Genomic DNA, 14937 nt, shown 5'->3' with positions numbered 1-14937 from the left:
CAGAGGATGGCCGCACTTCCTGAGCGTCTACCGGGGTTCAAACTCACGATGAAGCCAACACTGCGGCGCCCGACAACAACGCGACGGTGTACGACGACCTGGAGTGCGTCGACAGGGGTACCTATCGGCTGACCCGTGGTGACGAAGACCGGTGAGTGGAGGTCGCAGGGGCAAGATCGCCATCAGCCCGTGGCTCAGAGCGGCGTCACCCTGACGTCAAAATCGACCGTGCCGGGGCGGTGGATTTGTCGCCGGACCTCACAGTGCGGGCATCGCGCGTGGTCCGCCTCGCAGGGTATCCGAGCTCACGCGACGACTCGGTGTTTCGCCAGATGAGCCAGGACGGCTTGGTTGGCCTCCCAGCCGTCGGGGAACTTGACCGGCACATTGAGCTGCACTCCTCCGGTCGAGGGGTGGTGATCGAGCAGTTCGGGAATTCCGGCGCGGGCGACGACGATGCAGGCGTGCCGGTGCCGGGAGGTGAGCACGCACAGCCGCCCGGCCTCCAGGTGGAACTCGGTCGCGTCTCGGCGGCCCGACAAGGGGTGGAGCACGATGGTGATGTCGTACTCCCGGCCTTGCAGCTTGTTGGCGTTGTCGACGGTCACCCCGGGAACGCCGAGGGCGGCGCGGATGGCGGCGGCCTGGTCGCGGTGTGCGCAGCCGATGGCGATTCGGTCGGCGGTGACGGCGTGGCTGCCCTTCTCGTCGTGCGCGACCGGTCCCCGCTGCAGCAGCCGGGTCGCCAGATGAGCACATGCCTGTACGGCTTCCGCGTCGGTGCGTATCGTGTGCCGGCTGGGCAGTTCGTGCAGCGCCCATCCGGTGGCCGCCGCCTCCTGCAGGGTCGCGTCCAGCGGCCCGGGAAACCCTGCTGCGGAGAGTTCCAGCCGGCGCTCGCCCTCGGTCGTGCCGGAGCGGAACCCGGTGAACGGGTAGAACGCCTCGGAGACCAGCGGCGCCGCAGAGGCGGGCAGCCGCCAGGAGACCGGCAGCCGATGCGGCACGATGTCGGGGTTGAGCCGCAGCAGGACGGCGACCGCGCTCTGCATCGGGTCCCACGACAGCCCGGCCCAGCGTTCGCCGTCGATGGTGGAGAAGGGGTCGAGCTGGCCGGGGTCGCCGACGAACAGGGCTCGCTCGAATTGGGCGGCGATGCGCAGCAGTTTGTCCGAGCGCATCTGGTAGGCCTCGTCCACGATGGCCCAGGGCCAGCTCTGGTCGGCTTCGTAGGCCCATTTGTCCGCGGTGGACACGACGATCCGGGCGTCGGCGAGGTCTGCCAGCCGGGTGGTGATCCGGACGCCGGGGTGCCGGGTGAGTCCGGGAGGCGGGACGAAGCTGGTGGCCGACAGGCGGCCGATCGCCAGCCCCGGATCGGCGGTGGCGAGCCGGTCGACCAGGTCGTTGACCTGCTCGTTCGTCTGGGCGACGACCATCAGCGGCTCGCCCTTGGCGGCGATCAGACGGGCGGCCCGCACGACCAGGGTGGACTTGCCCGCCCCGGGCGGGGAGTCGACCACGACGGCCCGGTGCTCGCCGCTGGTGTAGTCGGCCAGCACACGGGTGATGACGTCTTCGGCGGCCTCGCCGGGAGTCATGACCAGGCCTCCTGGGCGTCCTCGTCGGTGGGGATGTACTCCGGTGGCGGACCGCCGTGGGTCCATGGGGTGTTCTCCCGGCTGGGGAAGGGCGGCCGCTTGCGCGGGCTCGGCACTTCGAGGTCGGTGTAGGTGAGCCACTCACCGATCTCCGGCACGCTGCCCGGCCGCGGGGTGAGCGAGTTGCCCATGCCGCCACTGAGCTCCAGCACGATTCGCCCGGCCGCGAGCTCGGTGATCTCGGCCTTCTGCCCGGGCCGGGCAGGGGAGCGGAGCACCTGGCCGGGCGCGAGCCGTACCGGATCGGAGGTCTGTACGGTGATCAGCGGGCGGAGCACGCGGCGTCGGCCTGTGACGATGCGGGTGGGGTCGGCGGCGATCACCCGTCCGGCGAAGGTCGTGCCGGTCAGCCGATACTCGGCCAGCACGAGCGGGTCGTCGAAGGCCCGCTGGGCGTCGTAGCGTGCCTGGGCGTCTTCGAGCCGCTCCAGCCGCATCGCGGCGGCGACCGCGCTGTCCAGGCGGGGCTGCGGGGCGCCGCCAGTGGCGAGATGGGCAGTGTACCGGCTGAAGTCGTCACGGTCCCTGGCCCAGCGGTCGGCGACGCTGGCGCCTTCGGGCAGGCCACGCAGGACGTCGACGGCCTCCCACATGAGCTGCCAGGTGGGCTCCAGCTGCGACTTGATCGCGCCGCGAACCTGGGCGGGGGAGCCGGTGCTGTCGTAGGCCTCGATGCCGGGCTGAAGAACCCCGGCGTCGAAGCCGGGATCGGTGGCCGGTCCGGCCGGTGGCGTCAGCAGAGGGTTCTCGGCGCGGGCGGCGGCCTCCAGCGCGGTCATGCCCTCAGGTGGAGCGATCCAGGCAAGCAACGCGGCCAGGGCTCCGTCCTCGGTCCCGCTCTGCCCGGTGGCCCAGTGCAGTGCCAGCAGCTCGGTCATGGCCAGCAGCGTGGACGCCCCGGCGAACTCGGTCCGCTCGGCGAGGAAGGTCAGCCAGCGACCCAGGACGGGGACGGACGGGTGCACGGGGTAGGGCCCATCCGCGCTGCGGAAGCGGCTGGAGCGGCCCAGCAGACGGGTGAAGCCGATCCCGCCCCGGTTGGGGACCAGAATTTGCGGCGCGTCCAGGAAGCGCTCGTAGGGTTCCCTCGTTCCAACGGTCTCGCTGGCGCGCTGGAAGCTCTCGATGTACGGGACCATGACCTCGGCCAGTTCGGTCACGAACGCGAAGCGCAGGCTACGGTCACGCGGTTGCGGCACGACCAGAAGATGCGGGTCGTCGCGGTGGGTGCCGACCATCGCGCCGAGCGGTGCGGCGGCCTCGCCGGCCATTTTGAGCGGGATGAACACCAGCGGCCGTGTCGACAGGTGCGCGTGCCGTACGGAGGCGATCGGCTGGGCTCGCCCGGCCCGTACGGCTTCCGCCTGGGCGTACGCGGTCATGATGCTCATGCGGTCGCCTCCAGCCTGAACTGGCGGACCAGCCTGAGCTGGGAGGCGATTTCGGCCTGGTCCGGGGCGGCGAGCAGGGTGCCGTGGGCCAGGCCGAGTACGGTTGCGACCGACTCCAGGCCGCCGAGCTGGTCGCGGACAGTACGGCCGAGAGCGTCGGTGGAGCCGCAGGCACGGGCTTCGTCGCGGCAGAAGAAGGCCATCTCACAGCTGGCCAGGCATTCTGGCGCATACCGGGCGTCCACCTCGGAGATGGCCTTCAGCAGTTCGTCGCGGGAGCGGGTGGGAGTGCCGTCCTGGTCGTGCATCAGGTCGAAAGTCAGCCCCATGGGCAGCTCGTCCAGGATCGTGTCGATCCGGGTGAGCCGGGACAGCTGTCTCTTCAGTACGGTGAGCTGCTGCCGCACGTCGACCAGGGTGGCCGTGGGGGTGTTGGCGAAGTTCTCCGGACAGACCAGGATCACGTCGTGGGAGACCAGTGCCGGGTCCAGGTTGCGCTCGGCGAAGAGCTCGCGTAACGCGTGGACGTACACCGCTGACTGGCGAGCCGCGGCGGCGACTTGGCCGGGGTCCGCCTGGCCGTCGATCACCGCGAAGGACTTGATCTCCACCACGTGGAAGCGGCCCTTGAGCTGAAAGGCGATGAGAGCCGGTTCCAGGTAGACCGACTTCCCGGCGATGTTCAGCTTCAGCACCGGATGGTCGAACAGGGTGCCGCCGCCGCGGTCTTCGGCGGCCTGCCGAAGCAGGGTCCTGGTGCGGGAGTGGCGGAGCCCGCGGTCGTCGCCGACGTTGTTGACGTCGTCGTAGGAGACCTCGGGCAGGGAGAGGTCGAGCTTTTCGCGTAGCAGCTTGAGCAGCTGGGCGCAGCCGTTGGCCTTGACCTGCTCCTCGAAGGCGTTGGCGCGGATGATCGCGAAGACGGACTGGCCGACGGTGGCGGGGTGGCCCAGGTGACGTGCGGTCTTCTCTTTGTCGATGCCCGCCGCGTCCATGACGGCCCGGCGGTTGCAGCCGGGGTTGGCGGCCAGCGCGGCGATGGTACGGGCGTTGTGGTCGTGGGGCGGGACGGGGCCACGCAGGGTGTCGAGCCTGCTCACGCAGTCCTCGCGGCGGATTTCAGACCGGCGCCGAAGAACTGGCCGACCGCGTCGAGCTGCTTGGTCGCCCGCGCGGCGGCCTCGGCTCGCTGTGTCTGATCGGCTTCGCGGTGGAGGGCGAGCTCGGCCTCGGCGGCGGCGATGACGCGCGCTGGGACCGCCTGGTCGAAGTCGTCGACCGCGCCGGGGATGTTCTGCGCCATCCGGGTGAGCAACCGGTAGGCGCTCTCGCCGGGCGCTTCGAGGCGGGCGATGTGCTCCGCGATGCGGATGGCCGCGGTGAGGAAGTCGGTACGGGAACTGAGCGGGCCGACGATGCGTGTCGCCAGCGGCCAGGTGCTGACGGCGAGCAGGCCCCGTGCCGGGGCGAGCAGGTCGGCGGTCAGCGCCGCGCACAGGTAGTACGGCCGTGAGTAGGGCGTGGTGCGGAAGGAGCGTTCCTCGTCCCGGCGGAGGCTGGTCAGCTGGGAGCTGCTGAGGTGACCTGCGAAGAAGGCCTCGTTGACGCTGACGATCAGCCTGCTCGGGGTCGGCACGCCCAGCAGGGTCAGGGCTTGGTGGACCTGTTCACGCAGCGGGAGAAGCGGCGGGCTGGGCGGTGGCGCGGGTGCTTCCTCCAGCGCCGCATTCCAGGCGCGCTCGGCGTCGGCGAGTTGCGCGCGGAACAGTTTGACCCGCGCGTGGTCGCCGGCCGCCTTCGCCTCACGTACCTGGGCGCGAAGCTTCGTGATCCGTTCTTCCAGTGCGTCCAACGGGTCTTCCACGATCCCGCAGCTTAGCAGGCGTCCCACCCTTCGCCAAGCTATTCCACTTGCTTCCACCAAGTTCCACCATTATTGTCCGTGGCATGTACTCGAGTGAGGGGAGTGACCGATGCGATCTCTGCGGCGAGGGCGGGCCATTCACTTACTGGACATCGAGAACCTGACCGCGTCACCCCTGCCGACCATGGCGGGGGTCGCGCGGACGATGACCGATTACCGGCAGCAGGTGCAGGTCGGCCCGATGGACCAGTTCGTGGTCGGGGTCAACCCGCGCTCGCTGGTCGAGGTGGGCCGCGTGATCAGCGGAGCTCGGTTCCTCACCCGCTCCGGGCCGGACGGGGCCGACAGCGCTCTGGCCGAGATGGCCGTCAGCGACCGGGTGGATCTGCGCTTCGAGCGGGTGGTCATCGGCTCGGGGGACGGCTACTTCGCCGATCTGGCCTCGTGGCTCGCCGCCGCCGGAGTGCACGTCACCGTGGTGACCCGCTCCGGCCGGCTCAGCTGGCGCCTCTACGCGGCCACCAGCGACATCACCTATCTGAACGCGGCCCTGGCCGCCTGAATCCCCCACGGACTTCCACGACCTGCCAGGCCCCATGCCGCCGGTGCGCCGGGGGCTTCTCCGGTGCCGCGGTCGGCACGAGGTGAGCCCGGATACCGCCGCATCACCCGATCTCGCCCAGATCGAGGCTGACAGCCTTGGGATCCTGCCGAGGCTGTCGGGCGACGAATACTCAGACGTCCTGGACGAATGGGACGAATAACTGTGCAGGTCGGGGCCGGGTAACGCCAAGGGCGGCTCGCTTGATTTCCCCCTGGAAGCAACTTCGAGGAGTGTCGTGTCCGAAACCCTGCGTGACCTTTTGACGGCCCGGCTGGCCGGCTCCACACTCGACCCCGCTGCGCAGGAGATCCTGCTGGAGGCGCTGGGCGAGGACGAGACGGGCCGGGGCCGTCCCATCCGGCGGGCGTACCTGCAGTCGGTGACGGTCAGCGGATTTCGCGGCATCGGCCGTACGGCACGACTCCCGCTCGCGCCCCGGCCGGGGTTGACCCTGGTGGTGGGCCGGAACGGCAGCGGCAAGTCCAGCTTCGCCGAAGCCGTCGAGATCGCGCTCACCGGCGACAATGCCCGCTGGAGCTCGAAGTCGGACATCTGGCGGCGGAGCTGGCGCAACCTGCACGAGTCCGCCACCCCGCAGGTGGCGGTGGAACTGCTGGTGGAGGGCGATACCGAGCCGAGCACCTTGTTGCGCGAATGGACCGGCGAGGACCTGGGCAGTTCCCGCGCCGAGGTGGAACGGCCGGGTAGCGATCCGGTGCCGCTGGCCCAGCTGGGGTGGGGCCCGGATCTGGCGCTGTACCGGCCGTTCCTGTCCTACTCCGAGCTCGGCCAGATGATCAGCGGCAGGCCGAGTGAGATGTACGACGCGGTCGCGACGATCCTCGGCCTGGAGCTGTTGGCGAGCGCCGACAAGAACCTGCGGGACCGGGCCGGAGACCTGGAGAAGCTGATCAAGCGGGCCGACGCGGAGCTGCCCGAGTTGGCGGAGATCGACGACCCGCGGGTCCGGGCGGCGCAAGCCGTACTCCAGAGCAAGAAGAGGGACCTCGACCGGCTGGCCGAGCTGATCGCGGGTGACCACACCGTCGATGACGCCGAGCTGGCCCGGCTGCGGCGGCTGGCGGAACTGTCCGGGCCGGACGTGGCTGTGGTCGAGGAGCGAGTGGTACGGCTGCGCGCCGCCAGGTGCGGGCCGCGGCGCAGGCCGTACAGGAGCTGGTGGAGAATCCGCCCGCCGGGGTGCCATCCGAGGTTGGGGCGGCATGGGCGGCGTGCCGCACGCTCGCCGATCCGGCTGCGCTGGCGCAGCAGGCGCCACATGCAGCTGCGGCACTGGCGGCAGCGTGCCGGGACGCGAGGGAGCAGGCGGTCAAGCGCCTGGCCGACCTGGATGGGCGGTGGAAGGAGACCGCGACGGCACTGGCGGCATGGCTGGCGGTGGCCCGGCGCGCGGAGGCTGCCAAGCCGCAGCTAAGGCAGGTCAAGGCGGCGCGGACGTGGCTACGTGATGTCCACGATGAGCTACGGGCCGAGCGGATGGCGCCTCTGGGAGACGAGTCCCAGATGATCTGGGAGTTGCTGCGCCAGCAGAGCAACGTGACGCTTGGGCCGATCCAGCTCGCCGGTTCGGCCACCCAGCGTCGGGTGGTGATGGAGGTGTCGGTGGACGACATCGAGGCGCCCGCGCTGGGGGTGATGAGCCAGGGTGAGCTGCATGCGCTTGCGCTGGCGCTGTTTCTGCCGCGGGCGGCATCCCGGCAGAGTCCGTTCAACTTTCTGGTGATCGACGATCCGGTCCAGTCCATGGACCCGGCCAAGGTGGACGGGCTGGCCCGGGTGCTGACTATGATCGCCGAAACGCGGCAGGTGGTCGTGTTCACCCACGACACGCGGCTGCCGCAGGCGCTGAAGTATCTACGGCTGCCGGCCACCATCATCGAGGTGGTCCGCAAGCAACGGTCGGTTGTGGAGCTGAAGGAGTCCGACGATCCGGTGGCGCGGGCACTGCGGGATGCCCGGGCGCTGGCCAAGTCGGGCAAGGTGCCTGCCGATGTGGTACGGCAGGTGCTGCCGGGGCTGTGCCGTACCGCGCTGGAGGCGGCGTTCCTGGAGGTCGCGTGGCATCGGCTGCTGACCGCCGGGCAGGATCACGGGCTGGTGGAGCGGCAGATCGGCGACGCGTACAAGCTGACCGAGCTGGCCGCGCTGGCGTTGTTCGGGGACGCCTCCAAGTGGAGTCAGGTGCTGGGGGAGCTGAACCTGCGCTACGGCGGCTGGGCGGGGGATCTGGTGGTTTTGTGCAACAAGGCCGCTCACCAGGCGGTCGTGGTCGGTGATGTCGATGAGCTGGTGCGTCAGACGGCGCGACTGGCCAAGCTGGTGAGGTCCTGATGAGCGCGCTGGCGCTGTTGAGCTCGGCCGATCAGCTGCTGGGCCAAGCGGCGGGCGTGTGGCCCCGGCCTGCGGCTTTGCTGTTGCGTCTGTCGCTGGAGCAGGGCTTGCGGGAGTACTTCCAGCGTGTCCGGCCCGAGCTCAACAAATGCACCATGCTGGAGCAGATGCTCTGCCTTGAGGCGTATGCCGGACCAGGAGTCGCCCGGCAGTGCGCGACCTTGTGGTCCGGGCTCAGCCAGGCGTGCCATTACCACGCCTACGAGTTGTCGCCGACGCCGGGCGAGCTGGGGCGCTGGCGGGACGAGGTCGCCGCGGTGCTCAGTCTCCTTGGTACTTCGTGAGCCGCACCTCGGAGTAGAAGAGAAGTCGGCATGGCACTTGATCCCCCGTGCCGGGCCTCCTCCGCGCCTCATCCGTACTCGCCGTCACCCTTGACGCCCCTCCATGGCACGCCTACGCTCCCCACAATATGTAAAGAAGGTTTACTAACAAATCAGTGGAGGTCCTATGGGGGCCGCGCTTTCCCGGTCTTTGGCAGCAGTGTGCGCGGCGGCCATCGCCATGGCCGGCGTTGTGACGACCGCCTCGACCGCGGCGGGAGACCCCGTCAAGGAGCACGGGGATGTGCGCGTCGACCAGGTCGGATACGGCACCCAAGAAGCCAAGCGCGCGTACGTGATGTCCGATGCCGACCTCTCCCAAGCGTCCTTCTCGGTGATCGGGAAGTCCGGGAAGGCTGCTTTCACCGGTACGGTCGGCCCCAACCTCGGCCGGTGGAACGCCACCTTCCCCTACGTACACGAGCTGGACTTCACCGCCTTCCGGCAGCCGGGCGAATTCCGCGTCCAGGTGAACAGCGGGGCCGTACCGTCCGTCTCGCCCGCCTTCCGGATCGGTGACTCCGCGGACCTGTTCGGCGGCCTCGTCGGCGACGTGGCCACCTTCTTCCAGACGCAGCGAGACGGCGCGGACACGGTCAACGGGAAGCTGCACCGCAGGCCTTCGCACCTGGCCGATGCCAAAGCGACGGTGTACGAGAGCGCCGGGCTGTACAGCGATGACAGCATGAATCACGCTCCGGTGGCGATCCCGGGGGCGCCCACGGTCGACGCCGCGGGTGGCTGGTTCGACGCCGGCGACTTCCTGAAGTTCGTCGAGACCACGAGCTACGCGCTGCCGATGATGCTGGCGGCACAGAGCACCCTGAGCCGTCCGGACAAGACGCTGGCCGGCGAGATCACCCACGGGCTTTCCTGGCTGGACAAGATGTGGGACGGGAAGTCCAAGACCCTCTACATCCAGGTGGGCATCGGCGACGGGCTCGAGGGCGTGGCCACCGGCGACCACGACGTGTGGCGCCTGCCGGAGCAGGACGACGCGCTGCAGGTCAAGCCCGGTGACGCCGACTACTTCCTGAAGTACCGGCCCGTCTTCCGAGCCGCACCGCCTGGCGAGCCCATCAGCCCGAACCTCGCCGGACGGGTCGCGGCGACCTTCGCGATGGCGGCCCAGGCCGAGGCCACACACGACACCGTCAAGGCGCGGCAGTGGCTCGGCAAGGCCGCGGACGTGCTGGCGCTGGCCAAGACCACCAGCCCGGGAACGCTGGTCACCACCGTTCCGCACGACTACTACGGCGAGAGCAGCTGGCGTGACGACATGACGCTCGGCGCCACGGAACTGGCCATCGCGGGGCGGATGCTCGGTGACGCCAGGTCCGGCGACTGGCTGCGTGCCGCGGCAGGGTACGCCAAGGACCACATCGACGCCGGAGGCGGCGGCATCCTCAACCTCTATGAGACGGCATCCTTCGCCGACGCCGAGCTGGTCAAGGCCCTCCGAGCGTACGGACCGATCGACGGGTTGCGCGTCTCTCAGGCCGAGCTACTGAACCACATCAAGACGAAGGGCCTGGACCCGGCGCTCAAGAGGTCGAACGGCGACCCGTTCCGGGCCGCGGGCAACTACTCCAACTACGACGTGGTGTCCAACACCTTCGGTGTCGCGGCGACGGCGCGGCTGTACTCCTCGCTGACCGGCGACCGCGGCTACGACGCGCTCGCGACCGCCGCCCGCGACTGGAACCTCGGCGCGAACGCCTGGGGCGTCTCGTTCGTCATCGGAGCCGGGAGCGAGTTCCCGCGCTGCCCGCACCACCAGGTCGGGAACCTCTCCGGGGACGGCTACAAGAAGATCCTGCGCGGCGCCGTCGTGAACGGGCCCAACAGCTACAACGCGTCCCAGGAGCAGAATCTCGACTGGTACGAGGGCCAGGCCAACCAGTGCCCGGCCGACAAGATCGACAGGTTCGAGAAGTACCAGGCCCCGAGGGGAACCGGCAACCGGAACTCGCGATTCGTCGACTTCAACGGTGCGTGGATGACGGTCGAGCCGGCGAACGACTTCGCTGCCAGTGCGATCCTCGCCTTCGCGCTCGCCACCAGGTCATAACACCACGGCCCTTTCAACGTCGATGCCCCGCAGGAAACCTTGGTACTTCCCGGCATCGAGGTGGTAAGACCGGTTAACCCGGTGTGTTCGAGTATCGGAGGAGACGTGAGCCGTGAGAACGCGTTACGCACGTTGGCTGAAGGCTTCGACGGCGAGGTAATCCTGCCCGAGGACGCCGGTTACGCGTCGGCCCGCCGCGTTTGGAACCAACTGATCGACCGTAGACCCGCTGCCATCGCACGCTGCCGAACGCGCAACGATGCCGTCTCGGCACTGGCGGTCGCACGCGATACCGGCCTCGAGGTCGCCGTTCGCGGCGGCGGGCACAGCTTCCCCGGCTTCTCGACCACCGAGGGGGGCCTTGTCTTGGATCTGGGCCCGATGAAGCAGATCGTCGTCGACGCGGAGCAGCGGATCGCCAGGGTCGGTCCTGGTGTTCGGTGGGGTGATCTCACCGCAGCTTCCGCGCAGTACGGCCTCGCGCCAGTCGGCGGGCACGTGGCCGATGTGGGCGTCGCCGGGCTGACGCTCGGAGGGGGCAACGGGTGGTTCGCGCGGGTCTTCGGGCTCGCCTGCGACAATCTCGTCGCTGCCGACGTCCTGACCGCTTCGGGGGAGATCGTCCGGGCGAGTGCCGAGGACAATCAGGACCTGTACTGGGGCCTGCGCGGGGGCGGCGGCAATCTCGGGGTCGTCCTCGAGTTCACCTTGCGCCTGCACCCGGTCGGCCGGCTGCTCGGCGGGCTGGTCATGCACCGGTTGGACGACGCCGCTGACGTGCTCCGCTTCCTCGCCGGGTACGGCCAGAGCGCGCCCGATGAGGTCAATGTGGCGCCTGCGATCCTCGCCGCTCCGCCGGCGCCGTTCGTTCCCCTGGAGTTGCACGGAAAGCCCGTGCTTGCCCTGGCGATGTGTTACGCCGGACCCCTGTCCGACGGGGAGCGCGCACTCGCGCCGGTGCGTGGGTTCGGCAGGCCGCTCGTCGACCTGGTCGAGCCGACCACGTTCGAGGCCCTGCAGCACCTGTTCGACGCGCAGGGCCGGTCCACGCCCTATCACATGCGCTCTCACCTGGGCGGTGCGATAACCGAGGAGCTGATCGAAGCCGTGCTCGATTTCGGCGGTCGGTTGAGCTCGCCGGAGAACGGTGTGCTTCTACTGCCGATGGGTGGCGCTGTGGCCAGGGTCGGGGCCGACGCTACCGCCTTCCGGCACCGTGAGGCGTCCTACTGTCTGGAAATCGGGGCGGCCTGGTCAGCGGAGGAGGAGAACCCGCAGAGGCACATCGACTGGGCTGACCAGCTATGGGCGGCGACACGGTCATGGGCGATCGGGGTGGAGGTCAACCACCTCGCCGACGAGGGGCCCGAGGGTGTCCACAGGGCCTACGGCGACAACTACGACCGGCTGGCCCAAATCAAGCGGGCCTGGGATCCCGATAACCTTTTTCGACTCAACCAGAACGTCCCCCCAGCCGTCGCCAACTGAACCATGCTGGGTTGCTTCCACGAAGGGTGTAAAAGTCGCGGCAACACCCGCTTCCAGCTGACAGTCACGTGCACAGCGAGTGGTCCTGGGCTCCGCGCCAGCCGGGCGACCGGGGTCGCCGCATGCGGCGGGCATCAGTGGAAGGCGCGCTCGAAATATCCGTTGACCGCACCGATCGCGGTGCAGGATTCGAGGTCTCCGCCAGGCACGATCCGATACGGATGCCAGACATCGACCTCGGAAGACCTGACTCGTGCAAACAGGCAGGTGCCGTCGACTCCCTCCCAGAGCGCCACTCCGATCACCCCCTCGCTTTCCGCGATCTCCTGGGTGATCCGTGGGTCCAGGTCCAGACGCCGTACGGCTTCGCGGACCTTCGCCAGGTCCGGTTTCCTGGGCAGCCTCTTCTTGAGTTGCTCAACTGCCCGGGAGGGAAGCTCGGGCCGCGCGCGGAAGGTGAGGGGAGCGCCCTGCGGGCAGTCGGCTCCATCGAAGGTGACATCCGAGTAGTAGACGGTGAGCTCGAAGCACCTGACGACATCCGGGACAGGAGTGGGCATCCCGTCCTGGAAGAAGCCGCCACCCTCCACTCCCTTGCCGATGACCCTGACCACGAGCCGGAGCGGTGCGGTCCGGCTTCGCTTCTGGCCACCGATGGACAGGAGTTCGACACCCTTCTGCTGAGTGACGAAGAAGCCGATATCCTCCGTCTTCCAGACCAAGGTGCGACTCAGCGCCTTCGCCATCGTCTCCACCTGCGCCTCCGCATTCGCTTCTGCGGTGTTGTCCGCGCCGCAGCCCGTCAGCAGCGCCAGGGCGGCTACGCAGGGGAGGAAACGGTGCACGCGGTCATGTCTATCTCAGGAATCGGAGACGGACCAGACCTCGGGCAGGGCGAAGCGGGGGAGCTCCCGCTCACCCGGCCGTGGTGCTCAGCTGCCGTATACCTCGAAGGTGAACAAGGAGTACCCCCATTGCGTGCCTCGGGCTGTGCCGTAGACGCGTACATATCGGCCTGAGGCGTTCAGGCCGGTGTTGTCGTCCTCACCGCCGTCGCCGCCGGTGACGGGTCGGACCGTCGACCACGCGGTCCCGTTGGCCGAGGTCTGGATCAGGTACGCCGAGGCGTACGCGGCCTCCCACACCAGGCGCACCCGGTCGATGGAGTAGCCGGCGCCGAGGTCGACCTGGATTCACTGCGGGTCGGAGAACAAGCTCGACCATCGTGTCGTTGCCGATCCGTCCACCGCGGCCGACGCCGGGTAGGCGGCCGACTCAACACTGGACGCCGTCGCCGGCTTGTTCAGCGCCAGATTCGTCGTGGACGGCGGCTGCGCCGGCTTGACGAATGTGAAGTCGTCGACGTCGAACAGGCCGCTACCCGTGCCGGTGAAGGTGAGGAACACGTTGGCGTTTCCGGCCGGGACGCCGGTGAGCGTGGTCGTCACGTTGGCGAAGGTGCTCCAGCCGCCGGTGTTCGGCACGTTCACCGTGCCGAGGATGGTGCCTGTCTGTGAACCGATGCGGACCTGGATCTGGCCGCCGGCGCCGCCGGAGACGACCCTCGCCCGGAAGGAGGTGGCGCCGCCGACGTTGACGTTGTCATAGCCGGCCCAGTCGCCGGGGTCGATGTAGCCCAGCGTCTGGCCGTTGTCGGCACCCGCCTTGGTGTACGGCTGCGCGCCGTTGACCGACGTGTACGACTCGGCCTGAACGGTCACGTCGGTCTGCGGCGGCTGCGTGCCGAGCTCCTTGATACGGACGTTGCGGAACGCCGCCTGGTCGCCGCTGCCGTGGTTCTGGAGTCCGATGTACCCGTCGAGGTTGCGGTTCGGATCGGTGTTGGTGAAGTCATTGATCAGCGACCCGTTGAGGTACACGCGGATGCGCTGCCCTTCGACGAGGATCTCGTAGGTGTTCCACTCACCGGGAGGGTTGAGCGCGGCGTCGCGCGCGGCGATGTCGGCGGACTTGAACGTGTAGATCGAACCCGTGGTGCGGTCCGGTGTGTCGCTGGCGTCGATCTGGACCTCGTAGCCCTGGTTGACCGCGACGTTGGGGTCGTTGCCGGGGTTGGGGAAGCCGACGAAGATCCCCGAGTTGCTGTCTCCGGTGAGCCGCCAGTCGGCCTTCAGCGAGTACGAGGTGTACTGCTTCGCGTTGTACCAGAGCAGGCCCATGCCGCCGACGGAGGTCAGCGTCGCGTCGGAGTTGGTGAAGCTGCCCGGCCCGGACTGGGCCCAGCCGGTCGTGGAGCCGTTGTAGAGCGTGGTGTATCCGATCTCGGGCCGGCAGTCGGCGTTGGCCCGCTTGGCGGCGTACCGGATGCCGCCGAGTAGCTGGTTGCGGAAGTTGGCGTCCGTGTACGACGCCTGGGTGTGGCCGAACCCGGTGTAGAAGGACCGCCCGTTGTCGATGGTCTTGCACCAGGTGATCGGGTGGTCGGCGCCCATCGACCCGCCGGAGTACGACGACTCGTCGAGTGTCGCGAGGACGCGGGCCGTACTGCGCGGGTTGGACTGGTAGTTGTACAGCTCGTCGGTGCGGGTCCAGGTCTGCGGCAGGTGCGCCGTGGCCGGGTGGGCCCGGTTCTCGGTCTTCGAGTTGACCTGCTGGATCGCCGGGTGGCTGGCGAACCACGCCCCCACGAGCTGACCGTAGAACGGCCAGTCGTACTCGGTGTCGGCGGCGGCGTGGACACCGACGTAGCCGCCGCCCCCGCGGATGTAGGACTCGAACGCGGCCTCCTGGGTCGTGTCGAGCACGTCGCCGGTGGTGCTGAGGAAGACCACGGCCTCGTACTGCGCGAGGTTGGCCGTGGTGAACGCGTTGGCGTCCTCGGTCGCGGTGACGGTGAAGCCGCCCGCCGCGCCGAGGTCGCGGATCGCCTGGACGCCGGCCGGGATCGAGTCGTGCCGGTACCCGGCGGTCTTGGAGAACACGAGGACGTCGTAGGGCGCGTCGGCGGCCGCGGCCGGCGACGGATAGAGCGTGCAGGCGGCGAGGGCGATGGTGGCGCCCACGCCCGCGAGAAGTCTGCGCATGGATCCTCCAGTTACGGCGGTACTGGTGGGGCGGGCGCCCGTGTCCGGCACGGGCGCCCGTTTCATCGAGGGTTAGGGC

General features: G+C 69.1%; 13 protein-coding genes. 6 read left to right on the top strand and 7 right to left on the bottom strand.

Going from position 1 to position 14937, the window contains the following annotated elements:
• Positions 1 to 305 precede the first annotated feature (305 nt).
• Genes N5079_RS32185 through N5079_RS32170 form a run of 4 tightly spaced genes read right to left on the bottom strand, consistent with a single transcriptional unit; the run spans position 306 to position 4916 of the window.
• Positions 306 to 1601 carry an AAA family ATPase gene (locus N5079_RS32185; RefSeq protein WP_261587961.1) on the bottom strand — a complete coding sequence of 432 codons (1296 nt, stop codon included), beginning with the start codon at positions 1599 to 1601 and terminating at the stop codon, positions 306 to 308.
• Entirely contained in the window at positions 1598 to 3052 is a 1455-nt protein-coding gene (locus N5079_RS32180) for a hypothetical protein (RefSeq protein ID WP_261587960.1), read from the bottom strand. Before N5079_RS32180 ends, N5079_RS32185 begins: the two co-directional genes overlap by 4 nt.
• A complete protein-coding gene (locus N5079_RS32175; protein WP_261587959.1) occupies positions 3049 to 4152 on the bottom strand; it encodes a hypothetical protein in 1104 nt (367 codons plus the stop codon). The genes N5079_RS32180 and N5079_RS32175 overlap by 4 nt, the downstream gene beginning before the upstream one ends.
• The gene (locus tag N5079_RS32170; protein WP_261587958.1) at positions 4149 to 4916 is read right to left on the bottom strand and encodes a hypothetical protein; all 768 of its coding nucleotides are present in this window, start codon (positions 4914 to 4916) and stop codon (positions 4149 to 4151) included. The genes N5079_RS32175 and N5079_RS32170 overlap by 4 nt, the downstream gene beginning before the upstream one ends.
• 109 nt (positions 4917 to 5025) lie before the next feature.
• On the opposite strand from N5079_RS32170, the gene N5079_RS32165 reads away from it, so the two are divergent.
• The 6 genes from N5079_RS32165 (at position 5026) to N5079_RS32140 (ending at position 11814) form a co-directional block, all read left to right on the top strand.
• Positions 5026 to 5478 (top strand): hypothetical protein, encoded by a 453-nt coding sequence (locus tag N5079_RS32165; protein ID WP_261587957.1) that lies wholly within the window; start codon positions 5026 to 5028, stop codon positions 5476 to 5478.
• 277 nt (positions 5479 to 5755) lie between these two features.
• Positions 5756 to 6955: an AAA family ATPase gene (locus N5079_RS32160; protein WP_261587956.1), complete on the top strand. Its 1200-nt coding sequence runs from the start codon at positions 5756 to 5758 to the stop codon at positions 6953 to 6955.
• An 89-nt stretch (positions 6956 to 7044) separates the two neighbouring features.
• The gene (locus tag N5079_RS32155) at positions 7045 to 7872 is read left to right on the top strand and encodes an AAA family ATPase (protein WP_261587955.1); all 828 of its coding nucleotides are present in this window, start codon (positions 7045 to 7047) and stop codon (positions 7870 to 7872) included.
• Positions 7872 to 8216, top strand: coding sequence for a hypothetical protein (locus N5079_RS32150; RefSeq protein ID WP_261587954.1), 345 nt, complete (start codon positions 7872 to 7874; stop codon positions 8214 to 8216). Before N5079_RS32155 ends, N5079_RS32150 begins: the two co-directional genes overlap by 1 nt.
• 166 nt (positions 8217 to 8382) lie before the next feature.
• Positions 8383 to 10326 carry a glycoside hydrolase family 9 protein gene (locus tag N5079_RS32145; protein ID WP_261587953.1) on the top strand — a complete coding sequence of 648 codons (1944 nt, stop codon included), beginning with the start codon at positions 8383 to 8385 and terminating at the stop codon, positions 10324 to 10326.
• Between the two features lie 105 nt (positions 10327 to 10431).
• Positions 10432 to 11814: an FAD-binding oxidoreductase gene (locus N5079_RS32140; RefSeq protein WP_261587952.1), complete on the top strand. Its 1383-nt coding sequence runs from the start codon at positions 10432 to 10434 to the stop codon at positions 11812 to 11814.
• A 134-nt stretch (positions 11815 to 11948) separates the two neighbouring features.
• On the opposite strand, the gene N5079_RS32135 is transcribed toward N5079_RS32140, so the two are convergent.
• The 3 genes from N5079_RS32135 to N5079_RS32125 all read right to left on the bottom strand — a co-directional run bounded on the left by N5079_RS32135 (position 11949) and on the right by N5079_RS32125 (position 14858).
• A complete protein-coding gene (locus tag N5079_RS32135; RefSeq protein WP_261587951.1) occupies positions 11949 to 12659 on the bottom strand; it encodes a hypothetical protein in 711 nt (236 codons plus the stop codon).
• Between the two features lie 87 nt (positions 12660 to 12746).
• The gene (locus N5079_RS32130; protein ID WP_261588003.1) at positions 12747 to 13007 is read right to left on the bottom strand and encodes a discoidin domain-containing protein; all 261 of its coding nucleotides are present in this window, start codon (positions 13005 to 13007) and stop codon (positions 12747 to 12749) included.
• The gene (locus tag N5079_RS32125; RefSeq protein ID WP_261587950.1) at positions 13008 to 14858 is read right to left on the bottom strand and encodes a ThuA domain-containing protein; all 1851 of its coding nucleotides are present in this window, start codon (positions 14856 to 14858) and stop codon (positions 13008 to 13010) included. It lies immediately after the preceding gene.
• Positions 14859 to 14937 lie beyond the last annotated feature (79 nt).

Source organism: Planotetraspora sp. A-T 1434 (assembly GCF_025420585.1).
Taxonomy (GTDB): Bacteria; Actinomycetota; Actinomycetes; order Streptosporangiales; family Streptosporangiaceae; genus JAOEGB01.
Note: the sequence above shows the minus strand (reverse complement) of the source record. Positions and strands in the feature narration are given on the sequence as shown.